The organism is Pararhizobium qamdonense, assembly GCF_029277445.1.
GTDB lineage: Bacteria > Pseudomonadota > Alphaproteobacteria > Rhizobiales > Rhizobiaceae > Pararhizobium > Pararhizobium qamdonense.
In genome coordinates, this window is the sequence record NZ_CP119566.1 from 1,613,483 (window position 1) to 1,638,432 (window position 24,950).

A 24,950-nucleotide genomic window follows, 5' to 3' on the forward strand; every position below is an offset into this window, starting at 1 on the left:
CCCTTGTCTCAGCAAAGATAAGGGAAAAGAATGATCTCCCCCCTTGAGGGGGAGATGTCCCGAAGGGACAGAGGGGGGTGAAGGCGGCATATGCTGTATTGAATGCGTGCCGCGATGCCCCGAAGTTTTTTAAAAGGAACACGATGTCAGGCCTCGTCCTTAACAACGTCACGAAGGAATTCGGGACTTTCACTGCGGTCAACAATGTCGAGCTGACGGTGCCGCATGGTACGTTTGTCTGCATGCTGGGACCGTCCGGTTGCGGCAAGACCACGCTGCTCAGGATGATCGCCGGGCTCGACCTGCCAACCGGCGGTGCGATCCGGCTTGATGGCGAGGACATCACCCATGTTCCCACCCACAAGCGCAATCTCGGCATGGTGTTCCAGTCGCTGGCGCTGTTTCCGCATCTGACAGTCGGTGAAAACATCGCCTATCCCTTGCGCATTCGCGGCGCACCGAAGGAGGATCAGAAGAAGCGGGTCGATGAACTCCTGTCGATGATCCATCTGAGCGGCTATTCCGACCGGCCGGTGTCGAAACTGTCCGGCGGCCAGCGGCAGCGCGTGGCGATTGCCCGGGCGCTGGCGATCTCGCCGAAACTGTTCCTGCTCGACGAGCCGCTCTCCGCACTCGACGCGAAATTGCGCGAGGCGATGCAGGTGGAGTTGCGCCAGCTGCAGCAGCAGCTCGGCATCACCACCATCGTCGTCACCCATGACCAGCGCGAGGCGATGACCATGGCCGATACGGTCGTTGTCATGAAGGGCGGCGAAATCCGCCAGGCCGCGTCGCCGATCGAGATATACCGCCGCCCGGCCGATACGTTCGTTGCCGATTTCATCGGCTCGACCAATCTGCTCGAGGCCGAAGCCGACAGCGCCGGCCGCGTCACCGTGCTCGGCCAGCCGGTGTCCGGCGTGTCTCTCGGTGCCGCTACCAGCAAGGCGACGCTGTCGATCCGGCCGGAAGACGTGCATCTGACGGCGCCTGGCGATGGCGCGCTGTCCGGCACCGTCACCTTCGTGCGTGACCTCGGCGGCACGATCGAAACCTTCGTCGATATCGCCGGCCGCCAGATCGTTGCGGTCTCGACGCCGCGCGCCCGGCCGGATGTTACCGTCGGCCAGCCGGTCGGCGTGGTGTTGCTTCCCGATGTTTGCGTGGTGCTGGCCAAATGAGACGCGAAGCCCCGCAAAAACTCGGCGATTACGGACCGCTGTTCTTTCCGGCGATGATGCTCATCGTCTTCTTCGTCGTGCCGTTTGCGACGATGATCGCCGTCTCCTTCTTCCAGCGCCAGCAGGGCGGCTTCTACGTGCCGGCGTTCGAGCTCGCCAATTACCAGCGCTTCCTCAGCCTGTTCTTTGCCAATGTGCTGGGCTTCTCGCTGATGCTCGCGGTCACGGTGGCGATCTGCTGCGTCGTGCTCGCCGTTCCCTTCACCTATCTCCTGACCCGCATGGCCCGGAAGGTGCAGATCATCTGGCTGGTGGCGCTGCTGTCGGTTCTGTCGCTGTCCGAGGTTATTATCGGTTTTGCCTGGTCAACGCTGTTTTCGCGCACGGCCGGGATCACCAATCTTCTGGTCATGGCCGGTATCATGAGCGAGGCCAAGGCGCTGTTGCCGAGCTTCGGCGCGGTGCTGACCGGCATGGTCTACCAGGCCTTTCCCTACACGGTCCTCGTGCTTTATCCCGCACTGGTGCGGCTTGATCCAACACTCACCGAAGCGGCGAGAACGCTCGGCGCGTCGCCTATCAAGGCGTTCTTCACGGTCGTCATTCCAGCCCTTCGCAATACGATTACGGCGACGCTGATCATGGTGTTCATCTTCGCGCTCGGCTCCTATCTCCTGCCGCAGCTTCTCGGCCGGCCGCAGCACTGGACGCTGTCGGTGCTGATCACCGACCAGGCGATCTACCAGTCGAACATGCCGTTTGCCGCAGCAATGGCGGTGTTTCTGGTGCTGGTGACGCTGGGGCTGGTCGCTTTGACCGTGCTTGCCGGACGCAAGGGAGAAGCGGCATGACGGGGGCGCTGAGCAAAGTCTATTTCTTCCTGATCGGCCTGTTCCTGGCTGCGCCCATGATCGTCGTTGCCGGCGTGTCAGTGAATGCCCGGCAGACGCTCGCCTTTCCGCCCAAGGGATTTTCGCTCTCCTGGTACGGCGAGATTTTCCTTAATCCGGAATGGCGCAATGCGCTGTTTGCCTCGCTGACGCTCGCCGTCCTGTCGGCCGCCCTGGCGGTTGCCATCGCGCTGCCGCTTGCCTGGTTCCTGTGGCGGCGGGTTGCGCCCTGGGCCAACATTTTCCAGCTTCTCGGCATCGCGCCGTTCACGCTGCCGCCCGTCATCACGGCGCTTGGCCTTTTGACCTTCTGGGCAACGACCGGTTTCTATGGCCAGCCCTGGACCGCCGTTGTCAGCCACGCGATCTTTTTCGTGACGCTGCCGCTGGTGACGCTGTCGCTCGGCTTTACCGCGATCGACCGCTCGCTGGTCGAGGCTGCGGCGACCATGGGCGCCGATGACCGGACGATCTTCCGCACCGTCGTGCTGCCGCTGATCCTGCCCTATATCGTTTCGGGCTATGCATTTGCCTTCGTGCTGTCGCTTAACGAATATATCATTGCCTATATGACCGTCGGCTTCACCATGGAAACGCTGCCGATCAAGATTTTCAACGCGCTGCGCTACGGCTATACGCCGACCATGGCGTCGGTCACCATCCTGTTCGTCGCAACGGCGGCGGTCATCTTCTCCCTTGTCGCGCGGTTTGGTGATCTGCCCAAGCTGCTCGGCGCCATGTCATCGGACGACACATGATCACGCTCGCCGCCTTGCAGATGAAATCGAAAAGCGGCGATACCGCCGCCAATCTCGCCCGCGTCGAAGACGCAGCGCGTGAGGCTGCGGCCAAGGGTGCGAGCCTCTTGATCACGCCGGAACTCGGGCTGACCGGCTATGGCGCCGGCGATGTCATCAGCGAACTGGCGGAGCCTGCCGACGGGCCGCTGGTGCGGCAACTGCAGGCGATTTCGGTTAAGCTTGGCATTGCCATCATCGCCGGTTTTGCCGAAAAGGCCGAAGACACCGTCTTCAACAGTTGCGTCTATGCCGATGGTGCGGCCGCCCCCGTCATCTACCGGAAATCCAATCTTTACGGCGATTACGAGCGGGGGCTGTTTTCCGCTGCCGCGCCGGGCACGGTGCTGTTTGATCACCGCGGCGTCAGATGCGGCATGCTGATCTGCTACGATGTCGAATTCCCGGAAAATGTCCGGCGCCTGGCGCTTGCCGGTGCCGATGCGGTTCTGGTGCCGACGGCGCTGCCTGCCGGCTATTCCGGCACGTTCATTGCCGATCACATGATCCAGACCCGCGCTTTCGAAAACCAGGTTTTCGTCGCCTATATCAACCATAGCGGCGCTGACGAGCGCTTCAGCTTTGCCGGATCGTCGCGGGTCGCGGCACCCGATGGCACTTTGCTTGCCAGCGCAGCACCGCAGGGCGAAGTGCTGATGGTGGCAGTGCTCGATCCGGCCGCCTTCAAGGAGTCCAGAAGCGAGAATACCTATCTGGCCGACAGGCGGGCGTGACCAGCAACCGGTGCGGATGGTAGGGTGCTTCATTGCGCGTGTTGAGGAGCCGCCATGACCGGAAGGGTGACGGGACGCTGCCATTGCGGTGAAGTTCAGGTGTCGGTGATCTCAGCGCCCGCTGAGGTAACCGAGTGCCATTGCTCGATCTGCCGCCGCTACGCACCGCTCTGGGCCTACTACCAGACGGGCGACGTCCAGTTGAGCGGCCCGACCGATATTTACCGCTGGGGCAGACAGCATATCGACTTTCACCGCTGCCGCCAGTGTGGTTGCGTGATGGCCTGGATGCCGCGCGGTGATTACCCCGAATGCGGCATCAACGCGCGCATGCTCGATGGCTTTGATCTCCGCGCAGTCACGCTGATTGTGGAAGAGGATTCCTCGGTCTAAAGCGCTTCATCTTCAGACGCCACCAGCCTGCAAAAGCGATGAAAACATGGAATCGGCATCGGTTGCGGAACCATCGGTGCTTTCCGTCCGTATTCTTCTCAACAGAGGAGAAAGACATGAAACGCATCCTGTTTTCGCTGACCGCTCTTGCCCTTCTATCCGCTCCATTGCCGGCCTTCGCCAAAGACACGATGATGGAGACGTTCTTTCGCGGAAAAACCACCGCGAAGGGTTCCTTTTCCGCCATCAACGGCGTCAACCGCCAGTTCGACGTCGTGCTCACCGGCAGGCTGCGTGGCGACGTGCTGACCGTGCGGGAGGATTTCGTCTATTCCGACGGTGAAAAAGACCGCAAGACCTGGCGTTTCGTTCGCACGGGGCCTTCGACCTATTCCGGAACGCGCGAGGACGTGATCGGCAAGACGACAGTGCGTGTCGATAGCAACACAGCGCGCTTTAACTATCTCGTTGATCTCGATCCAGGCCCTAAGAAGAATGTCGTGCGTTTCTACGACAAGATGGTTCTGGCCGGGGATGGCGCCACGATCGCCAATACCGCGACCGTCTGGAAATATATCTTCCCGGTGGCGCGTGTGAAGGTCGATTTCAAGCGCTAAACTCTCTGGGTTCGTTCATGAATGGTGAACAATCTGTCCGTGCCGGGCCTCTTTATTAAACGGGCGCGCAGGCCGATATTGCCTTCACACAGTCACGAATGGAGGCGAGAGCCATGAGCTTGCAACTGACCGGAATTCATCATCTGACCGCGATCACCGCGAACGCCAAGGAAAACCTGCGTTTCTACACGCAGGTTCTCGGCATGCGGCTGGTCAAGAAGACCGTGAACCAGGACGATACCACCGCCTATCACCTGTTTTATGCCGACGGCGAGGCGACGCCGGGAACGGACCTGACCTTCTTCGACTGGCCGGTCAACCGCGAGACCCGTGGCACCCATAGCGTTTCGCGCACCGGGCTTCGTGTCGGCAGTCCGGAAAGCATCGAATGGTGGAAGGCCCGCTTCGGCGAACTGAGCATCGCGTCCGAAGATATCGGCGAGATCGACGGCCGCCTGTCGCTTGATTTTGAAGATGGCGAGGGCCAGCGGTTCCGGCTGATCGACGATGGCGGCCTTGCGCCGTCGCATCCCTGGGACCGCAGCCCGGTTCCCGCCGAACATCAGATCAAGGGGCTTGGCCCCATCACCATGAGCGTTCCGGATATTACCAATACGCAGCTGGTTCTCGAGCAGGTGATGAACATGACCAGACAGCGCCAATATCCGTCACCGGATGGCAAGGGCGAGGTGCATGTGTTTTCCATGGGTGAGGGTGGACCGGCTGCCGAACTGCATGTGGCCGTTCAGCCCGGCCTGCCGACCGCCCGCCAGGGTGCCGGTGCCGTTCATCATGTCGCGTTCCGCGCGCCGGATGAGGCTGCGCTGCACGCATGGACCGAACGGCTGCAGGAGTTCCGCCTACCGTCGAGCGGCGAGGTCGAACGGTTTTATTTCCGGTCGCTCTATTTCCGCGAGCCGAACGGCGTCCTGTTCGAAATCGCCACAGACGGACCCGGTTTTGCCGTGGACGAGCCGATGGAGACCATGGGCGAGGGCCTGTCGCTGCCGCCCTTCCTGGAGCACAAACGCTCCCAGATCGAGGCCCGGCTGAAGCCGCTGGTCTGATATCGTCAACAGCCGGGAACAATATTCCCGGCTTTTGTGTCTGTACTTTTGCCGGTTTCGCAGCATGCTTCCGGCAAGAGTAAAAAGGAATCGTGCGCATGACAAAACTGATCGGCATTTCCGGAAGCCTGCGAAAGGGCTCGTTCAACACCGCTCTCTTGAACGCGGCGATCCCGCTTGCGCCCGAGGGTGTGACGTTTACATCCGGCACGATCGAGGGCATTCCGCTCTATAATGCCGATATCGAGCGCGAAGGCGTACCGCAGGCCGTGCAAGCGTTGAAGGACCAGATTGCCGCTGCCGATGGCGTCATCCTGTTCACGCCGGAATATAACAATTCCATTCCCGGTGTCTTCAAGAACGCCATCGACTGGGTGAGTTCGTCGATGACGGGTGCGCCCAACATCTTTGCCGGCCGCGCCTTTGCCCTTGCCGGGACATCGCCCGGGCCGTTCGGAACCCTGCTCAGCCAGAACGCCTGGTTGCCGGTCCTGCGCACGCTCGGCGCCGACCTCTGGTCGGGCAAGCGGCTGATGCTGCCGAAGGCGGGGTCGCTGTTCGACAAGGACGGCCAACTGACCGACGAAGAGGCCACGGCAAGGCTGAAAGGGTTTGTCGAGGCTTTTGCGGCCTATGTGGCTGCGAAACCGGCGTAAGGTTTCGCGGGAACATCAATCCTCGCTGAAGGCTAACATATTTGCTTTTTTTGATCGTTTTAAAGCCTTCATTTCTTCCGTCATGCCCGCCCGTGTTGTAAAGCCCGGAGACATCCCTGACAGGTGTTCGGAGACATGCTTTACACATTTGGCTGGGCATTGAGGTCGATGGTCGCGATCTGGGTGGCGCCGAAACAGACGCTGTAACGTCCGTCTCTTGCGCGCGGCCTGAGTGCGACGGTCTCGCCGAGGAAGGCCGAAGGCACGGGCCAGAGGCGGTCCTTGAAGGATATGTAAGCTTTCGTGGTGCCAACCCGGCGCAGGATTTCGCCCGCCGCATAGTCCGGCTGCGGCAGGGTTTTTGGAAAGCTGCGCGCCGAGGGCGTGTAGCGGCTGGCCGGGACCTTGAAGTCGAGGGCCTGATGGGGACGCTCGCGATTATAGACATGCCGCCAGCGATCCAGCGCCTGTTGTGCCTGGTCAAGGCCATGAAGGGTTGCCAGCGAGAACACTTCGGCCTTCAGCGTCCTGTGGAATCGCTCGTTCTTGCCGCGCGCCTGCGGATGATATGGGCGGGCGTGCAGGGTGTGGATGCCCAGCTTGAGCAGCCAGACGGTCAGGCATGTCCATCGCCCGGGGACGGCACAGCCCCAGGGCGAACCGTTGTCGACATAGATCGCGCAGGGCAAGCCATTGTGCCGGAATGCTTTTTCCAGCCGCGCCTGGACAGTGTCAGCGCGTTCGTCGCCACAGGCTTCCAGCGCCACGGCAAAGCGGGAATGATCGTCGATAACCGTCAGCGTGTGGCACCAGCGGCCGCAGGAAAGCTTCAGCCGGCCCTTGAAGTCCATCTGCCACAACAGGTTTGGCACCTCCTTCTCGAAGCGCTCATAGGCCTTGCCCGGACCGGCATCGGGGGCAATGCGCCCGTGCCGCTTGAGCACGGCATGCACGGTGGATGCCGCCGGTACGCCAGACATTCCGGCCTGGCGCAAGCAGGCCCAGATCTTGCGCGCGCCCCAGGCGGGATGCGCATCACGCACCGAAAGCACGGCCGTTTCGATCTCAAAGGGCGAACGGCGCGGACTTGTGAGAGGCCGCCGGGACCGGTCCGCCAGCGCCTCCAGACCGGAAAACCGCCTCAGCCAGAGGTAACCGGTCTGCCGGCTGATATCAAAGCGCCGGCAAAGCTCGGCCACATTGGCCCCCTCACAGGACGCAAGCATCACAAAGTCCTGCCGCTGATCCACAATCGACACATCCCGCCAAACCATCCGCCCGACCTCCTTTGCCAAACGGCAAAAGTGTCAGGGATGTCTCCGAACACATGTCAACTATGTCTCAAGGCCATACACGTGTGGCGGGCATCCAGCCAGCTCAAGTCCTTGAGCTGAAAGGGTCTTTTGACCCGACGGACGTCGGGTCGCTGGATCCCCGCCACAGGGGCGAGGATGACGGAGAGTGGGGTATCGCTCTCGCAGATCATTATTTCAGGGATCGGCGCTGGCCTTTACAAGGGGCATCAGTTCCCGGGCAATTCCAGCCAATCGCGAACGGCCTCAGCATCCATCGGGCCGATCTCGTGGCCGGCCTTCAGCGTGACGGTCGTGAGCGTCGCGCCCGCCTTGCGCAGGACGTCCTCCAGCGGCGCGGCGTAGCGGGAATAGCCATCGGTCTTGCCGGTCACCGTCAGGATTTCGGTGCCGGAAAGATCCGCGTGCGGCACCGTGTCGAGCGGGTTCATCATGCGCAGAAGTGCTGCCTTGTGGATCAGTCCGGGGTGCAGCAGCATGGTGGCGATCAGCATGTTGGCGCCGTTGGAATAGCCGACGAACACCATCTTTTTGCGATCGAGGCCATAGGCTGAGACGGCTCCATCGATCATCGCGACGAACGCTTCGACTTCCGAGGCGATGTCCTTCTGGTCGAAGGTGAAGGGCGTCAGCCTGCGGAAGAAGCGCGGGTGGCCTTCCTCGGTGCTGCGGCCTCTGAGGCTGAGAAGCAGCGCGTTCGGGGCAATCCGGCGGCCAAGCGGCAACAGGCTGGTTTCGTTGGCGCCGCTGCCGTGCAACAGCACCAAGGTCGTGCCATCGGGATGGTCCGCCTGGTGCAGGCGGTGGATGAACGGCAGGTCGCGCTCCGTGAAGCGTTCCTCGCCGGGCAGTCCGAATTGCGGCAGCATGACAAGGCTGTCCTGTTGATTTCCGCCGAAATGTTCGGGAACGAACAGTTTGGTTCCGAGCGTCTGCAGGCTTTCGTCCACCGTCATGCCCGGCGCATCGGTGGCGAATTCGAACAGCGTTCCGCCGGGCTCGCGGACATAGAGCGAATAGAAATATTTGCGGTCATGGGCGTTGATTTCACCGGCATCCTCCGCCTCGAGCTGCACGCGCAAGGCCTTGACCGCATCCTCGCTTCCGGCGCGAAAGGCGATATGGTCGATCGTTCCGGTGCCGGGCGCCGCCGTCCAGAAGCCGCCGGCATCGCGCACATCGATGATATCGCCGGAATCTGAGACAAGGCGCCGGATCGCGTCGGTCCTGTCAGCCTCGGCATAATCGAAATGGCGGGCGACGAACGCGGCGGTGCCATCGGGCGTCGCCGTCAGGATCGTTGCGCCGCGCAGCCGCCGGATTGCGTCTTGCTGCGGAATATCGGATGTGACATGCGTGGCCGGGCCGGTCACGGCCTCGCTGCCGACAAGCTTGACGATAACGCCATCCGGATCCTTCAGCCGGATCACCGGCTCGCCGAATTCATGCGTCGGTCCGGTTGCCGCCACATTGTAGCGAAGCGCCCGGGTGAGCCAGAAACCGAGGCTGTCCGGGGCGATGGCAAAGGCGATCTCGCTGGGCTGGCCATGTCCGACACGGCCGGGCGCGCCGTCCTCCCAGACGAGAAATGTCACCAGCGATCCCGGTGATCCGGTCTCGTCGCCGTAGATCAGATGCAACTGTGCCGCATCCTCGAAACCTGCCGTCCGCTTCACGAGGCGCAGGCCGAGAAAGCCCGTATAGAAATCGACGTTGGGCTGAACTTTGCGCGTGATCAGGGTAATATGGTGAATGCCGCTTGTCATGTCTTCCGATCCATTGCTTTGACCGCACAAAAGCAGCAAACAGAGTACGGCGCCAGCACTTCTGCGGAAACAGCCAGCACTTCTGAGGAAACAGATTGTCCACCGCATGAACACGCGGACTGCCAACGTTCGCCGCCGTCCTAAGCGATATCCGGCCGGTCCTTCGCCAGGAACGCCTTGAAGGCATCGGCATAGTCCGGATGCCAGCGCGACAATGGCGGGCGGTTTTCGACGATATCGCCGGCCGCCCAAAGGATGCGTTTTTCATCGGTCGGACGGGCCACGTCATTGTCGGGGCACAGAATATAGAAATCGCCCCCTTCCAGGCTCTGCATCATGAAATCGACCGTCTCCTGCGACGTCCAGGCGGCATCCGGCTTTTCCGTGCGGCCGTTTGCGGTGAGCCCGGTATAGACGAAGCCGGGGATCAGCAGATGCGCCGTGATGTTGCAATCGGCGGTGTTGCGCAGTTCATGCTGAAGCGCTTCGGTAAAGGTTTTGACGCCGGATTTTGCGACATTGTAGGCGGGGTCGCCGGGTGGGGTGGTGATGCCCTGCTTGGAGCCGGTATTGATGATCAGCCCGCTCTGGCCATGGGCGATCATGGCGGGCGCAAAGATGCGCGCGCCGTTGATCACGCCCCAGAGATTGACCGCGAACACCTTTTCCCAGGCTTCCTGGCCGCCGAAAATCGCGCTGCCGGGCTGGATGCCCGCATTGTTCATCAGCACATGCACCCGGCCGAAATGTTGGACGGCTGCCTGTTCGAGCGCCTTCAGCGATTCGATATCTGCCACATCCGTGGCGATCGCGACGGCATTGGCGGGCCCGTGCGGGGAGAGCGCCGACGTCTCGCGCGCTGCCGTGTCCAGCCGCTCGCCGGGCAGGTCGGCCAGGACGACCTTCATGCCGAGGCCAGCGAAGCGTTTGGCTGCGGCAAGGCCGATCCCGGAGGCGGCGCCGGTGACGACGGCAACGTGATGATTGGCGAAGGCTGGATGATTCATTTGCTCTTCCGTCTCGTTCATGCGCTGATGATCGGGCTTACCGGCCCGAGCTTGAGCGGAAAACTAGGCGCGCGGTGTGGAGAAGTCCACACTTGCGCTTAAAACGCCTCTTGCCCGAACCTGGAAAGGCTCTAATTTTCAGCGGGAATCAATGACCTGGTCTCCCGCCGGACAACGCTTAGAGGACCCGAATGGCTGCGCCGAAAACCCGGAACAACCGACAGACGCCATGCGAACAATGTCCCTTGCGGTCACTCCCGCATTTCCGCGAATTCCAGCCGGAGGAGCTTGAATTCGTGTCCAACTTCAAGACTGGCGAACTGGCTGTCGATGCCGGCACCACGATCCTGGTGGAGGGATCGCACAGCGCCCATCTCTTCACCGTGCTGTCGGGCTGGGGGTTCCGCTACAAGATGCTCGATGACGGGCGCCGGCAGATCCTGAACTATATGATGCCGGGCGACCTGATCGGCCTGCAGGGCAGCCTGATGGGAGAGATGCAGCATTCGGTCGAGGCGCTTTCGCCGGTGACCCTCTGTGTCTTCGAGCGCGACAAGCTCGGCACGCTCTACCGCAACTATCCCGATCTTGCCTATGATCTCACCTGGATTGCCGCACAGGAGGAACGCATTCTCGATGAAAACCTCCTGAGTATCGGGCGGCGTTCGGCGCTGGAGCGGGCGGCCTATCTGCTGGCTTTCCTCTATCAGCGCGCCAAGGCCAGCAATCTTTTCAAGGGCGAACGCGTGTCCATTCCGATCACGCAGCAGCACGTCGCCGATACGCTGGGATTGTCGATCGTCCATACCAACAAGACGCTGAAAAAGCTCGGCGAGCGCAAGCTCATCCGCTGGGCGGATCGCGGCTGCGATATTCTCGACGACGAGGGATTGATGAAGATTTCGGGTTGGGAAGGCTATCGCGAGCAGCATCGCCCGTTCATCTGAAGGCTGATTTCGTCGATACCGGTCTCAAAGCTGCCGGTGCGGAATTGCGCCGCTACGTGTCTTATTTAAATGCCGTCGCGGCTTTCTTGTCCTACTTGTCGGTTTCAAGCCTGCGCTCGACCAGCGCTGGGTGATTTGCAGACAGGACCCTTATCGGTGACGCCCACGGAAATTCCAGTGTCGATCAAACGTGTGCTGGTGCTGGAAGACAATTTCATCATCGCCATGGAAGCCGAAGACATTTTGAAGTCGATCGGCGTCGATTATGTCGAGATTGCCGGAAATGTAGCCGAGGCAGAGGCTCTGATCGCGGAGCAGTCCTTCGATTTTGCCCTTCTTGACGTCAATCTGGGTTCGCAAACGAGTTTCGACTTTGCCGCCATCCTGATCGAGCGCGGCATCGCCTTCGGTTTTGTCAGCGGTTACGGCGACGATTTCGTCTTTCCGCCGGCATTGCGCGACATTTCCCGCATCACCAAACCGTTCAACGAAAGCTCGGTGGCAGGGCTTCTCGCCACTGCCGTTGCCAGCGGTTCGTAAGCCTAGTCTCACGATGTTTTGTCTCCCGCGTCCTGTTTGAGCTTTGAGAAGCTCAACCGGCGGTTTTTTCTATGCTTGTCCTAAAAATCCGCATACCTTCTCTTTGACCGTCACTGCGTGGCCGTCACGGGTATGAGGGGCATATCAGCTTATCGTGTAACGAATGATTTCCGTCGATCCCATCCGCTTGTCATGGATGCGGGCCGCGTATATTGAGGGGCCACAATAAATGGTTCGGCTTGAATATCGGAATGAGCGGGCGCAGATGAGTAAACAACGGAAATTCCCCTGGCGCGGCTGGTGGCTGGTGCCGCTTGCAGCCTTGGTTCTGACGTCCTGCGAGGGCGAAACCAAGCCGCGGGAAACGGCAAAGATGGCGGTGCGGACGCAGAGCGCCGAATTCGCCGATCACCGGCAGACCGTGACGCTGACCGGCGAGGTCGTCGCCCATGTGCAGACCAATCTCTCCTTTCGCGTCAGCGGCCAGATCACCGAATGGCTGGCGGATGTCGGTTCGCATGTGACGGCCGGCGAGGTTCTGGCCCGCATCGATCCCAGCGAACAGAAAGCGGATGTCGAGGCGGCCGAGGCGGCGGTGCGGGCAGCCGAAGCGCAGGTCCGGCAGGCATCGTCAGCGTTTGAGCGGCAGAAGTCCCTTTTGGCGAAGAACTCCACCACACAGGAAACCTTCGATCAGGCACAGACGGCCTTGCAGACGGCTCAAGGGTCGCTCGATTCGTCCAAGGCGTTGCTGGGCACGTCGCGTGATGCGCTGTCCTACACGGAACTGAAGGCGGATGCCGATGGCATCATCACCGTGCGCAATGCCGAGACAGGCCAGGTGGTTCAGGCTGCGCAAACGATGTTTTCCGTGGCCCGCGACGGCCCGCGCGATGCGATCTTCGACGTTTACGAATCGCTGTTGTTTGAAAAACCCTCCGAGCCGAAAATTCAGCTGTCGCTGGTCAGCGATCCCTCGGTCAAGACGGAAGGCGTGATCAGCGAGGTCTCGCCGACCATGGATACGGCGACGGGAACCGTGCGCGTCAAGATCGCCATGGATACGACGCCCGACCGCATGACGCTCGGCGCTCCGGTGATCGGATTTGCCAGCTCGAAACCGGCCAAACTGATCAACCTGCCCTGGACCTCGCTGTCTGCCCTGGATGGCCAGCCGGCCGTCTGGGTGGTCGATGGCAAGGATGGCACGGTCAGCCGCAAGCCGGTGAAGGTCGCGTCCTACGAGACGGGACGGGTGCTGATTTCCGAGGGGATTGAGAAAGGCGAGAACGTGGTGGTCGAAGGGGCGAAGATGCTGCGTCCCGGCCAGTCGGTCGATGTCATCAAGGAGCAGGCGCCATGAACCGGATATTGCTCGGACTGCTGTTTGCACCCATCACGCTCCTCGTTCTCGCCGGTTGCCAGAAAAAGGAAGAGCCGGCGGAAAAGGCCGCCCGCCCGGTGCTGTCGCAGATCGTGGTTGCCCAACAGCTGCCGGCCCCCAGTTTTGCGGGCACCGTGCAGCCGAAAATCCAGACCGATTTCGGGCCGCGTGTGACTGGCCTGCTCGTCGCCCGCGATGTCGATACCGGCGATACGGTGACACAGGGCCAGCTTCTGGCGGCGCTCGATCCGACTTCGCTTGAACTGGCCGTCGGATCGGCACGGGCCGATCTTGCAAATGCAGAAGCGACGCTTGCAAACGCGGTTTCCGTCGAGCGGCGTACGAAAGCGCTGTTCAAGATCGGTACCGAAACGCAGGCTTCGGTTGAGAGCACCGAACAGGCGAGTGCTGCGGCGGATGCCTCGGTCGTCCAGGCGCGTGCGTCCCTCTCCAAGGCCGAAGAACAGCTTTCCTATGCGCAGATCAAGGCGGCATTCGACGGTGTGGTGACGCAGACCGGCGCGGAGGTCGGCCAGGTGGTTGCCGCCGGTGCCGCTGTCGTTACCGTCGCCCGCCCGGATGCGCGCGATGCCGTGGTCGATGTTCCCGATGGCAACGCGCTCTTGCCGGTGGGCACGCCATTCCTGGTGTCCCTGCAGATCGACCCGGCGATCATGGTCGGCGGGACGGTGCGTGAGGTGGCGCCGGCAGCCGATCCGGCAACGCGCACGCGCCGCGTCAAGATCGCGCTGGACAATCCACCGGCCGCCTTCCGGCTGGGAACCACGATCACCGCCACGCTGAAGGAAGCCATTGTTGAACAGCTGGTGCTGCCGGCAACCGCGATCCTGGAGCGTGACGGCAAATCCTATGTCTGGGTGGTCGATGAGGGCGGCGCGACGGTCAAGACCCGTGAAGTGGTGACCGGCGCGCAGGCTGCCAACGGGATCGTTATCACCTCGGGCATCGAGCCCGGCCTGCGGGTGGTGACGGCCGGTGTGCACAGCCTTGAGGACGGCCAGAAGATCAAAGTTGAAGACGAGGCGCAGTCATGAAGAAGTTCAACCTGTCGGACTGGGCGCTCGATCACGCATCGATGGTCTGGTATTTCATGATCGTCTTCGGCCTGCTCGGTTTCTTCTCGTATCTGAGCCTTGGCCGCGAGGAGGATCCCTCCTTTACCATCAAGACCATGACGATCTCGGCGCAATGGCCCGGCGCCTCGGTCGAGGAGACCACGCTGCAGGTGACCGAGCGGATCGAGCGCAAGCTCGAGGAGCTGGAATCGCTCGATTATACCCGCAGCATCACCACGCCCGGACAGACGCTTGTTTTCGTCAATCTGAAGGATACGACCAAAGCACGCGATGTGCCCTCGATCTGGCTGACCGTGCGCAACATGATCGGCGATATTCAGGGGCAGTTTCCCTCCGGCGTTGTCGGTCCGTCCTTCAACGACCGTTTCGGCGACGTGTTCGGCAATATCTACGCATTTACCGCCGATGGCCTGACGCAGCGGCAGTTGCGCGACTATGTCGAGACGGCGCGGCGCGAGATCCTGACGGTCCCGAATGTCGGCAAGGTCGATATCGTCGGAGCGCAGGACGAGGTGATCTATCTGGAGTTTTCGACGCGGCAGCTGGCGGCGCTCGGGATCAACCAGAACGAAGTCATTGCCACCTTGCAGGCCCAGAATGCCATTGCGCCCTCCGGCGTCGTGCAGGCGGAGGGCGAGCGCGTCAGTGTGCGCGTCAACGGCCAGTTCTCGTCCGAAGACAGTCTGCGGGCCGTCAATCTGCAGGTCAACAACCGGTTCTTCCGCCTCACGGACATTGCCAGCATCAGCCGGGGCTATACCGATCCGCCGTCGGCTTTGTTCCGCTATAACGGCCAGTCTGCGATCGGCCTTGCCATCGGCATGAAGCAGGGCGCCAATCTTCTGGAATTCGGCGATCACGTCGAGGAAAAGATCAGCCAGGTGGAAGCGGAGCTTCCGGTCGGCGTCGGCGTGCATCTGGTCTCCGACCAGCCGCTGATCGTCGAGGAGGCGGTGTCGGGCTTTACGCGGGGCCTGGCAGAGGCCGTGGTGATCGTCCTTCTCGTCAGCTTCGTCAGCCTGGGCGTGCGGGCAGGGCTTGTCGTTGCCCTGTCGATCCCGCTGACGCTGGCGATCACCTTCGTCGTCATGTCCTATTTCGGCATATCGCTGCAGCGGATTTCGCTGGGGGCGTTAATCATCGCGCTGGGACTTCTGGTCGATGACGCGATGATTGCCGTGGAAATGATGGTGGCGCGGCTGGAGGCGGGCGATTCGCTGCGCAAGGCGGCGACCTATGTCTATACGTCCACGGCGTTTCCGATGCTGACAGGCACGCTGGTTACCGTCGCCAGCTTCATTCCCGTCGGCCTCAACAACAGTGCTGCCGGCGAATTCACCTTCACGCTCTTCGTCGTCATCGCGGTTTCGCTGGTTGTGTCCTGGATCGTCGCGGTGGTGTTTGCGCCGCTGCTCGGGGTGACCATCCTGCCCAAAACCATGAAGCAGCACCATGACGAAAAAGGCCGTGTTGCACGCGTCTTTTCCCGCGTGCTTGCCTGGTGCATGCGCTGGAAATGGACGACCATTGGCTTGACGGTCGTGGTCTTTGCCCTCTCGCTGTTCGGCATGACCCATGTCCAGCAGCAGTTCTTCCCATCCTCGGACCGGCTTGAGCTGATCGTCGATTGGTCGCTGCCGCAGAACGCCTCGATTACCGATACCAATGCGCAGATGGCGAAGTTCGAGCAGGACAAGCTGGCCGGCAATCCCGATGTCGAGCGCTGGTCCACCTATGTGGGGCAGGGCGCGGTCCGCTTCGTTCTCTCCTTCGATGTGCAGCCGCCGGATACGTCGTTCGGCCAGACGATCATCGTCACCAAGAGCCTGGAGGTCCGCGATAAGCTGCGTGCCGACCTGCAGAAATATCTGAAGGAAACCTTCGTCGGCACGGATGCCTATGTGAAGCTGCTCGACATCGGTCCGCCGGTCGGCCGTCCCGTGCAATACCGGGTGAGCGGTCCGGATATCGGCAAGGTGCGCGAGCAAGCGCTGGAATTCGGCAGCGTTCTTGGCCGCAATCCGCTGCTGGGCGACGTGGTCTACGACTGGAACGAGCCGGCGCGCGTGATCAAGGTCGATGTCCTGCAGGACAAGGCTCGCCAGCTGGGCGTCACCTCGCAGGATATCGCCTCTGCGCTCAACGGCATTGTCGGCGGAACGACCGTGACGCAGGTGCGTGACGATATTTATCTCATCAACGTCGTTGCCCGGGCCAAGGCGTCCGAGCGGCAGTCGATCGAGCTGTTGCGCGATCTGCAGCTGCCGGGAACCAACGGCAACTCCGTGCCGCTCGCCGCCGTCGCCAGCTTCCGCTACGAAATGGAGCAGCCGGTCGTCTGGCGCCGCTCGCGCCTGCCGACGCTGACAGTCAAGGCGGGTATTGTCGATGCGACGCAGCCGGCGACGATCGTCGCGCAGCTGTCCAGGGACGTGAACGCTTTTGCGGAAAAACTGCCGCCCGGATACAAGATCGAGGTCGGCGGCAGCGTCGAGGAAAGCGGCAAGAGCCAGGCGCCGATCGCCGCTGTCGTGCCGCTGATGCTGTTCGTGATGGCCACGATCCTGATGATCCAGCTGCAGAGTTTCTCGCGGTTGTTCCTCGTCTTTGCCGTTGCACCGCTGGCGCTGATCGGGGTGGTGGTGGCCTTGCTCTCCAGCAATTCGCCCATGGGCTTCGTTGCCATTCTCGGCATCCTGGCGCTGATCGGCATTCTCATCCGAAACTCGGTGATCCTGGTGGTGCAGATCGAGCATCTGCGCAGCGAAGGCGTTGCGCCCTACGACGCGGTGCAGGAGGCGACCGAGCACCGGATGCGGCCGATCATGCTGACGGCAGCTGCCGCCAGTCTGGCGCTGATCCCGATCGCCCGGGAAATCTTCTGGGGGCCGATGGCCTATGCCATGATGGGTGGCATCATCGTCGGCACAGTTCTGACGCTGCTGTTCCTGCCGGCGCTCTACCTCGCCTGGTTCCGCATCAAGCCGCCGGAAAAAACCAAAGAGGTGACGCTGGAGGGGGCGCCAGTCGTGACGACGGACGATGCCGTTCCCGTTTAGGATTGGTGTTTCGGGTGATGGCGTTCGGGCTCAGCCAGTGTCCTTCCAGCCATAGGGCGGGGAGGACACAGAAAACTGGCTTGCCGTGGATGAATCGGCATGATCGTTGCCGTCACAGCATCACCGCCGTCAGCTCGGTCTTGTCATAGTTGAAGTCGAGCGGCGTGGTGCCGGTATGCTCCAGCACCAGCCAGTTGCCGGCAGTCAGGATCGCCATGCCGATGGCGCAATTGCCGTAGGATGCCGAGGCTGCGTCATTATCGTTCATGCTGGCGATGACGGTGGTGCCATTGACCTTGACGGTCACGGAAAAAGCGCCGGCCGGATTGGCTTCGACGCCGAGACAGATGAGATAGGGGCCTGTGACCGGCACGATCAGGCGGCTGCCACCACCAGCAACGGCGGCACCGAGCGTAAAGCCGCCCTGGTTGACGCTGAGGGTAGAAAAGCCGGTTTGCGATCCCGATGCCGGTGTCAGCACGCCGCCGCCGCGCGTTGCGCGCACCAATGGCCGCTGCGGCATGCGGACCTGGCCCTGTCCGGTGATGCTCAACGCCGATAGCCAGGTGCTGCCATTGGCGCTCACCTTGACGGCGAATTCGTCTGAGCCGGTCAGCCCCATTTCCGCCCGGCCGGACCAGTTCGTCTGGAACAGCAGGCTCGCCGTATCGCCTGCTGCCGCCTTGTTGACTTTGATCTGATGTCCGCTGCCCTCATGCGTCAGCAATGTGGCGCCGGCTGCGACCGCCAGCCGGTTGGTGCTGTCGGCGGTGGTGTTAACGCCGAAAAAGGGCGGCGTTCCAATGGGGTCGAAGATGATCCAGCCGCTGCCGTCGTGAATTTTCATCCGGTCTTCAGCCATGAACCAGCCATGCCAGCCTTCCCGTGGCGTAATGAAGATCCAGTCGCCGTCCTGGCGCAAGGCAAGCTTGCCGTCCTTTCCGGCAAAGGCCGCCGCTGCCGGTGCCGTGACGTGGAAACAGGTTCCCTCCTGCGGATCGGATGGCGGGGTCGCCAGCGAAGCGGTAATCGTCAGTTGGGTGAGCGCGTCGAGGCGCTGCAGGGCTTCATTGTGGGTGACGTGCTTTTGCGCCTGCGAGGGCAGGATATAGGGCAGTTCCAGGTTGATGGTTGCTTCGCTCATCGGGTTGCGTTCTCCTTTGCGGGTCAGGAGAAGGGTATCCGTTGATCGATAAGCGGGGACGGGCGCTGGGTAGTTCGATTGTTTGTAAAGGGAAATGCCGGTGATATTTGCCCGTCAATTCACGGGGCAACATTCAGCGCCTGCGCGAAAACATCAATCCTTGCCGCGCGAGACGAAAAACGGATTGGCGAAATCGACGTCGGATGTCTGGTTGCGCTTTCCGTAGATCAGCGCATTGCCATCCATCGTCAGGGTTTCGCCGCCCGCGGCCCGCAGCACGGCGTCGCCCGCTGCCGTATCCCATTCCATCGTCCGGCTGAGGCGCGGATAGATATCGGCGAGACCCTCGGCCAGAAGGCAGAATTTCAGGGAAGAGCCGATCGATTCGTAGTCGGTGATCCCGTGTTCGGCCAGATAGGTCATGGTTTCCTGGCTGTTATGCGAGCGGCTGGCCAGCGCCACCAGCCGGTCGCCACGGCTGCGGCAGCCGATGATCGTCGGCGGGCCGATCACATGCTGGCCGGACACCACGGATTTCTTGGCCTTGTTGCGGGTGGCTGCATAGAGAATGCCGATGGCCGGCGCATAGACGACGCCGACGACCGGCTCGCCTTTTTCGATCAACGCGATATTGACGGTGAAATCGTCGTTGCGGGCAACAAATTCCTTGGTGCCGTCGAGCGGATCGACCAGAAAGAACGATTTGCCCTGGATATCGGGAATATGGCCGGCAGCCACGGCTTCTTCGGCAACCACCGGAATATCGGGAAACGCTGATGCCAGAACATCGAGGATGATCTTTTCGGCGCACTCGTCGGCATCGGTGACGGGGGAACAGTCGGCCTTGTAGCTGACTTCCGGTCCGGCATGATAGACGCCGAGGATCGCTTTCCCCGCAGCCACCGCCGCCTGTTCCAGAATGTCGAGCATGGTTGCTTCCTGTGCCTTTCCGCCGTCCACGGCCACGGTTTTCAGATGTCGCGCCGGTGTTGAATGCCAACATCCTGCGCGAGCATCATACATCCGCATTCCTTACCGCTCTTTGCAAGATTTGCGTGTGAAATTTTCTCGACTGTGCTGCATTTGGCACTGTGTCTTGCGCTGCGTTCGGATAGAGCTGCGACAGCACGGCGCAGCATATTCCGGCCCTCTTTGCCCGCGCAGTCTTTGCGCTCGTGCCGGCATATGCAAATGTGCGTTGCAACATCGATCGTTAAACGGGACTGGCATGCGGTATTCGGCATTTTCCATCGTCAAAAACGCGCTGACGGGCAACGTCAACTGGAAGCCGGCTTGGCGCCAGCCGGAACCGAAGCCGTTTTACGATGTAATCATCGTCGGTGGCGGCGGCCATGGGCTGGCGACGGCCTATTATCTCGCCAAGGAATTCGGCCTCAAAAACATCGCCGTCCTGGAAAAGGGCTATCTCGGCTCCGGCAATGTCGGCCGCAACACCACGATCGTGCGCTCCAATTACATGCTGCCGGGCAACGAGCCGTTCTACGAGTTCTCGATGAAGCTCTGGGAGCGCATGGAGCAGGATCTCAACTACAATGCCATGCTGTCGCAGCGCGGCATCATCAATCTCTACCATAATGACGGCCAGCGCGATGCCTATATCCGCCGTGGCAACGCCATGTGGATGGAAGGCGTCGCGGCCGAGCTTCTGGACCGAGCGGCCTTGAAGAAGATGCTGCCATTTTTGAATTTCGCCCATGCCCGGTTTCCGATCATGGGTGGCCTGTTGCAGAAGCGCGGCGGCACGGCGCGCCACGATGCGGTTGCCTGGGGCTATGCCCGCGCCGCCGACCGGCTCGGCGTCGATCTCATCCAGAATTGCGAGGTCACCGGCATTCGCCGCGAAAACGGCGTCGTGACCGGCGTCGAGACTTCGAGAGGGTTCATCGGCTGCGGCAAGCTCGGGCTGGCGGCCGCCGGTAATACGTCGCGCGTCGGGCAGATGGCCGATCTGAAACTGCCGATCGAAAGCCATGTGCTGCAGGCCTTCGTCACCGAGGGGCTGAAGCCGGCCATCGATCACGTCATCACCTATGGCGCCGGGCATTTCTACATTTCCCAGTCGGACAAGGGCGGCCTGGTCTTCGGCGCCGAGATCGACGGCTATAATTCCTATGCCCAGCGCGGCAACCTGGCGACCGTCGAGCATGTGATGGAAGAGGGGGTGACGATGATCCCCGGCCTGTCGCGCGTGCGGGTGCTGCGCTCCTGGGGCGGCGTCATGGACATGAGCATGGACGGCTCGCCGATCATCAGCCATACGCCGATCGACAATCTCTATTTGAACTGCGGCTGGTGTTACGGCGGCTTCAAGGCGACACCGGCCTCCGGCTTCTGTTTTGCGCATCTGATCGCCAAGAACGAAACCCATCCTGTTGCGCGCTTCTTGCGCCTCGATCGCTTCGAGCGCGGTTATCCGATCGACGAACACGGCGCTGGTCCCCAGCCCAACCTGCATTGAGATCTTGAATGGCAAGCCTCATCCCCTGTCCGCATTGCGGCATCCGGCCCAAGGAAGAATTTTCGATCCGCGGCGATGCATCGCTCATTCGCCCCGATCCCGACGCTTCGGACGAGGCCTGGAACGACTACGTTCATATCCGTGCCAATCCGCGCGGGGCTTACCGCGAACATTGGCAGCATGTTGCCGGTTGCCGCCGCTTCCTGGTGGTCGAACGCGATACGTTTACCCATGAGGTGTTTTCGGTCACCGATGCCGCCGCCGCGCGGGAGGTTTTGCGATGACGGCCTATCGTCTCACCACCGGCGGTCTGGTCGATCGCAGCGCGCCGCTTGATTTCCGCTTCGACCACCGCAACCTGACGGGATTTTCCGGCGATACGCTGGCCTCCGCGCTGCTTGCCAATGATCAGCTGCTTGTCGGCCGCAGCTTCAAATATCACCGGCCGCGCGGCATCGTCACCGCCGGGGCGTCCGAGCCGAACGCGCTGGTCACGATCGGCAAGGGTGCGGGCAGCGATCCCAACACCAAGGCAACGGTGACTGAGCTCTATTCCGGCCTCGATGCCCGCAGCCAGAACCGCTTTCCGTCGCTGAAGTATGATTTTGGCGCGATGAATGGTCTTTTGTCCCCTTTTCTCGGGGCCGGGTTCTACTACAAGACCTTCATGTGGCCGGCCGCCTTCTGGGAAAAGGTCTATGAACCGATCATCCGCAGAGCGGCGGGGCTTGGGCGCGCCGTGCTGGAGCGGGATCCGGACACCTACGAGAAATGCTGGGCGCATTGCGACCTTCTGGTTGCCGGCTCCGGCCCGACGGGGCTGATGGCGGCGCTGACGGCGGGCCGGGCGGGTCTGCGGGTCATCCTTGCGGACGAGGATTTCAGGCTGGGCGGGTCGCTGCTGGGCGACACCACGCGCATCGATGGAGTTTCCGCCCCGGATTTTGCCGAGACGGCGCTTTCGGAACTGCGGTCCCTGCCGAATGTGACGATCATGGCGCGCACCACCGTGTTCGGCTGGTACGACGACAATGTATTTGGCGCGGTCGATCGGGTGCAAAAGCATGTGGCGGTGCCGCAGGCGAAGCTGCCTGTCGAGCGGCTGTGGCGCATCGTGGCCAGGCGGGCGCTGATGGCGACCGGTGCCGAGGAGCGGCCGCTGGTGTTTGGCGGCAATGACCGTCCGGGCGTGATGATGGCAGGTGCCATGCGCACCTATGCCAACCGGTTCGGCGTCGCCGGCGGAAAGTCGGTGGCGATCTTTACCAATGGCAGCGCCGGTTACCGCACCGCCTCGGATCTGGCTGTTCATGGCGTCGAGATCGCTGCCATCATAGACAGCCGCGCCGATGCCGCCGATCGTGCCCCAGACGGCGTCCGCGTCATCCGGTCGGCATCCGTCATCGACACAAAGGGACGCCAGCGGGTGTCCGGGCTGGTGGTCGAGCGTTCGGGTTTCGAGGAGACGATCGTCTGCGATGCGATCGGCATGTCCGGCGGCTGGAACCCCGTCATCCATCTTGCCTGTCAGCGCGGCGGCAAGGCCGTCTGGTCGGCGCAGTTGCAGACATTCCTCGCCCCGGATGTGGGTGGCGGGCTCGTTGCCGCAGGCTCGGCGGCGGGGCGCTACAGTCTGGCCGATTGCCTCAAGGATGGCGCGCAAAAGGCGGCTGCGATCGCCACTGATCTCGGGTTTTCCGTTGCTGCCGCACCATTGCCCACCGTCGAAGGCGAGATCGATCCCTCCTTTACCGCGCTCTGGTATGCGCCGGGCGCGCGGGGCAAGGCCTTTGTCGATTTCCAGAACGATGTGCATGTGAAGGATATCGGGCTTGCCCTGCGCGAAGGCTTTGGCCATGTCGAACATGCCAAGCGCTATACGACGAACGGCATGGCGACCGATCAGGGCAAGCTTTCCGGCATCAATGCGACCGGACTTCTGGCCGCCATGCAGGGCATCAGCCCGGCCGATGTCGGCACCACCACATTCCGGCCGTTCTACACGCCGGTTGCCTTCGGGGCTTTGGCAGGGTCATCGCGCGACGAGCATGCGGCCCCGGTGCGCAAATCGCCGCTGCATGGCTGGGCGCAGCGAAACGGCGCTGTCTTCGTCGATTCCGGTCTCTGGTTCCGCCCTGCCTATTTTGTGCGCGGCGGCGAAAAGATGTGGCGTGACAGCACGGACCGCGAAGTCCGCAACGTCAGGGAAAACGTCGGCATCTGCGATGTTTCGACGCTCGGCAAGATCGAAATTTTCGGGCCGGATGCTGCGGAGTTCCTGAACCGCCTCTATTGCAATCCTTTCCTGAAACTGCCCGCCGGCAAGGCGCGCTATGGTCTGATGCTGCGCGAAGACGGCATGGTCTATGACGATGGCACCACCAGCCGTCTGTCGCCCGGCCATTTCGTCATGACCACCACCACGGCGCTTGCCGGCGGGGTGATGTCCCATATGGAATATTGCGCGCAGGTGCTGTGGCCGGATCTGAAGGTGCGTTTCTGTTCGTCGAGCGATCAATGGGCGCAGATGGCGATTGCCGGACCAAAAGCCCGGCTCGTCATGCAGGCGCTTGTCGAGGACGATCTGTCCGATGCCGCATTCCCGTTCCTTGCCGCCGGGATCGTCACACTGAAGGGTGGCGTCACGGCGCGGCTGTTCCGGATTTCGTTTTCCGGCGAACTGGCCTATGAGCTGGCGGTGCCGGCAAGCCTTGGCGAGGCGGTTGCGGACGCCGTCATGGACGAGGGCCGGGCGCACGGGATCTGCGCCTATGGGCTTGAGGCGCTGAATGTGCTGCGTATCGAGAAGGGTCATGTCACCCATGCCGAATTCGATGGCCGGGTGACACCGGACGATGCGGGTTTCGGGCGTATGGTGTCGGCGCAAAAGCCGGATTTCATCGGCAAGCGGCTTTCCACCCGCTATGGGCTGACCGCTGCCGACCGCATGCAGATGGTCGGGCTGAAGCCGGTGGAAACGGACCAGCATATCCGCGCCGGCGCCCATCTTTTGCGCGAAGGGGCGAAGCCCTCGACGCTGAACGATCAGGGCTATGTCAGCTCCGCCTGCTTTTCGCCAACGCTGGGCCACGATATCGCACTCGCCTTTCTGAAATCCGGGCGCGAGCGCTATGGCGAGCGCGTCGTCGTCTGGGACAAGCTGGCAGGCGCGGAGGTCGTCGCCGAGGTCTGCAACCCGGTCTTCGTCGATCCCGGCAATGTGAAGCTGAACTCGTGAGGCGGATATGACCAGAACCTATATTTCCCGCCATCCGCTCAACGATCTCCTGCCGCTGGAGCCCGGCATTCGCGCTGTCGATCACCTGGACATTCCGCGCTTTCAGGCGATCGTCTCGGTGCTGGCCGTTCCCGGTGAAGAGGCCGATGTGACGGCGGGGCTGGCGGCATCGGGCGACGTCTCCATCCGGTTTGCAAGCCCCGGCGAATGGCTGGTCCTGTCGCAAACGGAAACGCCCGATAGCCTGCACCGCTCTCTTTCGCTGCTTCTGGCCGAGACAGCCTATATCATCGACCAGAGCGATGGCCGTGTCGTTTTCAGGCTGTCAGGCCCCAATATCCGGCGTATCCTTGCCAAGGGCATTGCCACCGACCTGCACCCGGCCATGTTTGACATCGGCACCTCGTCCAACGTTCTGTGCGGCCATATCAGCGTCAATCTGGCGCGCACCGGTGAAAACGAGTTCGAATTGATCGTCATGCGCAGTTTCGCGGTGGCGCTTTTTGACGATTTGAGACGAATGGGCCGGGAATTCGATCTCTCCGCCGATTTCTCCGCGCAAGGGTAAATGCGTCATCGCGTGCCGCTTTTATGGCGCGGCTGAAGCTGGCAATGGCGGGATTGGGCAAGACCTGTTCGCG

General features: G+C 61.9%; 21 protein-coding genes and 1 pseudogene. 17 read left to right on the forward strand and 5 right to left on the reverse strand.

Annotated elements, in window-relative coordinates:
• Positions 1–143 precede the first annotated feature (143 nt).
• The 8 genes from PYR65_RS07770 (at position 144) to PYR65_RS07805 (ending at position 6,335) form a co-directional block, all read left to right on the forward strand.
• Positions 144–1,181, forward strand: coding sequence for an ABC transporter ATP-binding protein (locus tag PYR65_RS07770; protein WP_276120550.1), 1,038 nt, complete (start codon positions 144–146; stop codon positions 1,179–1,181).
• On the forward strand, positions 1,178–2,032 hold the full coding sequence (locus tag PYR65_RS07775; RefSeq protein ID WP_276120551.1) for an ABC transporter permease: 855 nt from the start codon (positions 1,178–1,180) through the stop codon (positions 2,030–2,032). The genes PYR65_RS07770 and PYR65_RS07775 overlap by 4 nt, the downstream gene beginning before the upstream one ends.
• A complete protein-coding gene (locus tag PYR65_RS07780; RefSeq protein ID WP_276120552.1) occupies positions 2,029–2,829 on the forward strand; it encodes an ABC transporter permease in 801 nt (266 codons plus the stop codon). Before PYR65_RS07775 ends, PYR65_RS07780 begins: the two co-directional genes overlap by 4 nt.
• Entirely contained in the window at positions 2,826–3,602 is a 777-nt protein-coding gene (locus PYR65_RS07785; protein ID WP_276120553.1) for a carbon-nitrogen hydrolase family protein, read from the forward strand. Before PYR65_RS07780 ends, PYR65_RS07785 begins: the two co-directional genes overlap by 4 nt.
• A gap of 54 nt (positions 3,603–3,656) precedes the next feature.
• Positions 3,657–3,995, forward strand: a complete 339-nt coding sequence (locus PYR65_RS07790) for a GFA family protein (RefSeq protein ID WP_276120554.1) — start codon at positions 3,657–3,659, stop codon at positions 3,993–3,995.
• Between the two features lie 116 nt (positions 3,996–4,111).
• Positions 4,112–4,612: a DUF3833 family protein gene (locus PYR65_RS07795; RefSeq protein ID WP_276120555.1), complete on the forward strand. Its 501-nt coding sequence runs from the start codon at positions 4,112–4,114 to the stop codon at positions 4,610–4,612.
• Between the two features lie 113 nt (positions 4,613–4,725).
• Positions 4,726–5,679 (forward strand): ring-cleaving dioxygenase, encoded by a 954-nt coding sequence (locus PYR65_RS07800; RefSeq protein ID WP_276120556.1) that lies wholly within the window; start codon positions 4,726–4,728, stop codon positions 5,677–5,679.
• Between the two features lie 98 nt (positions 5,680–5,777).
• On the forward strand, positions 5,778–6,335 hold the full coding sequence (locus tag PYR65_RS07805; protein ID WP_276120557.1) for an NADPH-dependent FMN reductase: 558 nt from the start codon (positions 5,778–5,780) through the stop codon (positions 6,333–6,335).
• A 102-nt stretch (positions 6,336–6,437) separates the two neighbouring features.
• Here the strand turns inward: PYR65_RS07805 and PYR65_RS07810 are convergent.
• From PYR65_RS07810 to PYR65_RS07820, 3 genes and pseudogenes are all read right to left on the reverse strand, one after another.
• Positions 6,438–7,609 (reverse strand): annotated as a pseudogene (locus tag PYR65_RS07810) (IS481 family transposase); the annotation flags it as partial.
• Between the two features lie 248 nt (positions 7,610–7,857).
• A complete protein-coding gene (locus PYR65_RS07815; RefSeq protein ID WP_276120558.1) occupies positions 7,858–9,414 on the reverse strand; it encodes a VOC family protein in 1,557 nt (518 codons plus the stop codon).
• Positions 9,415–9,554: 140 nt separating this feature from the next.
• On the reverse strand, positions 9,555–10,421 hold the full coding sequence (locus tag PYR65_RS07820; protein ID WP_276120559.1) for an SDR family NAD(P)-dependent oxidoreductase: 867 nt from the start codon (positions 10,419–10,421) through the stop codon (positions 9,555–9,557).
• A 191-nt stretch (positions 10,422–10,612) separates the two neighbouring features.
• Between PYR65_RS07820 and PYR65_RS07825 the strand changes: the two genes are divergently transcribed.
• From PYR65_RS07825 to PYR65_RS07845, 5 genes are all read left to right on the forward strand, one after another.
• Complete coding sequence (locus tag PYR65_RS07825) at positions 10,613–11,368, forward strand: Crp/Fnr family transcriptional regulator (protein ID WP_060639699.1); 756 nt, start codon at positions 10,613–10,615, stop codon at positions 11,366–11,368.
• 156 nt (positions 11,369–11,524) lie between these two features.
• Entirely contained in the window at positions 11,525–11,908 is a 384-nt protein-coding gene (locus PYR65_RS07830; RefSeq protein ID WP_276120560.1) for a response regulator, read from the forward strand.
• A gap of 265 nt (positions 11,909–12,173) precedes the next feature.
• A complete protein-coding gene (locus PYR65_RS07835; protein WP_276120561.1) occupies positions 12,174–13,271 on the forward strand; it encodes an efflux RND transporter periplasmic adaptor subunit in 1,098 nt (365 codons plus the stop codon).
• Positions 13,268–14,347, forward strand: a complete 1,080-nt coding sequence (locus PYR65_RS07840; RefSeq protein ID WP_276120562.1) for an efflux RND transporter periplasmic adaptor subunit — start codon at positions 13,268–13,270, stop codon at positions 14,345–14,347. The genes PYR65_RS07835 and PYR65_RS07840 overlap by 4 nt, the downstream gene beginning before the upstream one ends.
• The gene (locus tag PYR65_RS07845) at positions 14,344–17,448 is read left to right on the forward strand and encodes an efflux RND transporter permease subunit (protein ID WP_276120563.1); all 3,105 of its coding nucleotides are present in this window, start codon (positions 14,344–14,346) and stop codon (positions 17,446–17,448) included. Before PYR65_RS07840 ends, PYR65_RS07845 begins: the two co-directional genes overlap by 4 nt.
• 112 nt (positions 17,449–17,560) lie before the next feature.
• Here PYR65_RS07845 and PYR65_RS07850 read toward each other — a convergent pair whose 3' ends face one another.
• Positions 17,561–18,592, reverse strand: coding sequence for a DUF2793 domain-containing protein (locus tag PYR65_RS07850; RefSeq protein WP_276120564.1), 1,032 nt, complete (start codon positions 18,590–18,592; stop codon positions 17,561–17,563).
• Between the two features lie 153 nt (positions 18,593–18,745).
• Positions 18,746–19,522 carry a 3'(2'),5'-bisphosphate nucleotidase CysQ gene (cysQ, locus tag PYR65_RS07855; protein WP_060639761.1) on the reverse strand — a complete coding sequence of 259 codons (777 nt, stop codon included), beginning with the start codon at positions 19,520–19,522 and terminating at the stop codon, positions 18,746–18,748.
• A 298-nt stretch (positions 19,523–19,820) separates the two neighbouring features.
• Here cysQ and PYR65_RS07860 point away from each other — a divergent pair, with 298 nt between their 5' ends.
• Genes PYR65_RS07860 through PYR65_RS07875 form a run of 4 tightly spaced genes read left to right on the forward strand, consistent with a single transcriptional unit; the run spans position 19,821 to position 24,877 of the window.
• Positions 19,821–21,071, forward strand: a complete 1,251-nt coding sequence (locus tag PYR65_RS07860; protein WP_276120565.1) for a sarcosine oxidase subunit beta family protein — start codon at positions 19,821–19,823, stop codon at positions 21,069–21,071.
• An 8-nt stretch (positions 21,072–21,079) separates the two neighbouring features.
• Positions 21,080–21,355, forward strand: coding sequence for a sarcosine oxidase subunit delta (locus PYR65_RS07865; RefSeq protein WP_276120566.1), 276 nt, complete (start codon positions 21,080–21,082; stop codon positions 21,353–21,355).
• The gene (locus PYR65_RS07870; RefSeq protein ID WP_276120567.1) at positions 21,352–24,309 is read left to right on the forward strand and encodes a sarcosine oxidase subunit alpha family protein; all 2,958 of its coding nucleotides are present in this window, start codon (positions 21,352–21,354) and stop codon (positions 24,307–24,309) included. Before PYR65_RS07865 ends, PYR65_RS07870 begins: the two co-directional genes overlap by 4 nt.
• A gap of 7 nt (positions 24,310–24,316) precedes the next feature.
• Complete coding sequence (locus tag PYR65_RS07875) at positions 24,317–24,877, forward strand: sarcosine oxidase subunit gamma (protein WP_276120568.1); 561 nt, start codon at positions 24,317–24,319, stop codon at positions 24,875–24,877.
• Positions 24,878–24,950 lie beyond the last annotated feature (73 nt).

Coding starts and splice junctions, on each gene's coding strand:
- PYR65_RS07840 (WP_276120562.1), top strand. CDS start 13,268: ATGAACCGGATATTGCTCGGACTGCTGTTTGCACCCATCACGCTCCTC.
- PYR65_RS07825 (WP_060639699.1), top strand. CDS start 10,613: ATGGCTGCGCCGAAAACCCGGAACAACCGACAGACGCCATGCGAACAA.
- PYR65_RS07865 (WP_276120566.1), top strand. CDS start 21,080: ATGGCAAGCCTCATCCCCTGTCCGCATTGCGGCATCCGGCCCAAGGAA.
- PYR65_RS07870 (WP_276120567.1), top strand. CDS start 21,352: ATGACGGCCTATCGTCTCACCACCGGCGGTCTGGTCGATCGCAGCGCG.
- PYR65_RS07785 (WP_276120553.1), top strand. CDS start 2,826: ATGATCACGCTCGCCGCCTTGCAGATGAAATCGAAAAGCGGCGATACC.
- PYR65_RS07795 (WP_276120555.1), top strand. CDS start 4,112: ATGAAACGCATCCTGTTTTCGCTGACCGCTCTTGCCCTTCTATCCGCT.
- PYR65_RS07835 (WP_276120561.1), top strand. CDS start 12,174: ATGAGTAAACAACGGAAATTCCCCTGGCGCGGCTGGTGGCTGGTGCCG.
- PYR65_RS07815 (WP_276120558.1), bottom strand. CDS start 9,414: ATGACAAGCGGCATTCACCATATTACCCTGATCACGCGCAAAGTTCAG.
- PYR65_RS07845 (WP_276120563.1), top strand. CDS start 14,344: ATGAAGAAGTTCAACCTGTCGGACTGGGCGCTCGATCACGCATCGATG.
- PYR65_RS07790 (WP_276120554.1), top strand. CDS start 3,657: ATGACCGGAAGGGTGACGGGACGCTGCCATTGCGGTGAAGTTCAGGTG.
- PYR65_RS07875 (WP_276120568.1), top strand. CDS start 24,317: ATGACCAGAACCTATATTTCCCGCCATCCGCTCAACGATCTCCTGCCG.
- PYR65_RS07860 (WP_276120565.1), top strand. CDS start 19,821: ATGCGGTATTCGGCATTTTCCATCGTCAAAAACGCGCTGACGGGCAAC.
- PYR65_RS07820 (WP_276120559.1), bottom strand. CDS start 10,421: ATGAATCATCCAGCCTTCGCCAATCATCACGTTGCCGTCGTCACCGGC.
- PYR65_RS07775 (WP_276120551.1), top strand. CDS start 1,178: ATGAGACGCGAAGCCCCGCAAAAACTCGGCGATTACGGACCGCTGTTC.
- cysQ (WP_060639761.1), bottom strand. CDS start 19,522: ATGCTCGACATTCTGGAACAGGCGGCGGTGGCTGCGGGGAAAGCGATC.
- PYR65_RS07805 (WP_276120557.1), top strand. CDS start 5,778: ATGACAAAACTGATCGGCATTTCCGGAAGCCTGCGAAAGGGCTCGTTC.
- PYR65_RS07770 (WP_276120550.1), top strand. CDS start 144: ATGTCAGGCCTCGTCCTTAACAACGTCACGAAGGAATTCGGGACTTTC.
- PYR65_RS07780 (WP_276120552.1), top strand. CDS start 2,029: ATGACGGGGGCGCTGAGCAAAGTCTATTTCTTCCTGATCGGCCTGTTC.
- PYR65_RS07800 (WP_276120556.1), top strand. CDS start 4,726: ATGAGCTTGCAACTGACCGGAATTCATCATCTGACCGCGATCACCGCG.
- PYR65_RS07850 (WP_276120564.1), bottom strand. CDS start 18,592: ATGAGCGAAGCAACCATCAACCTGGAACTGCCCTATATCCTGCCCTCG.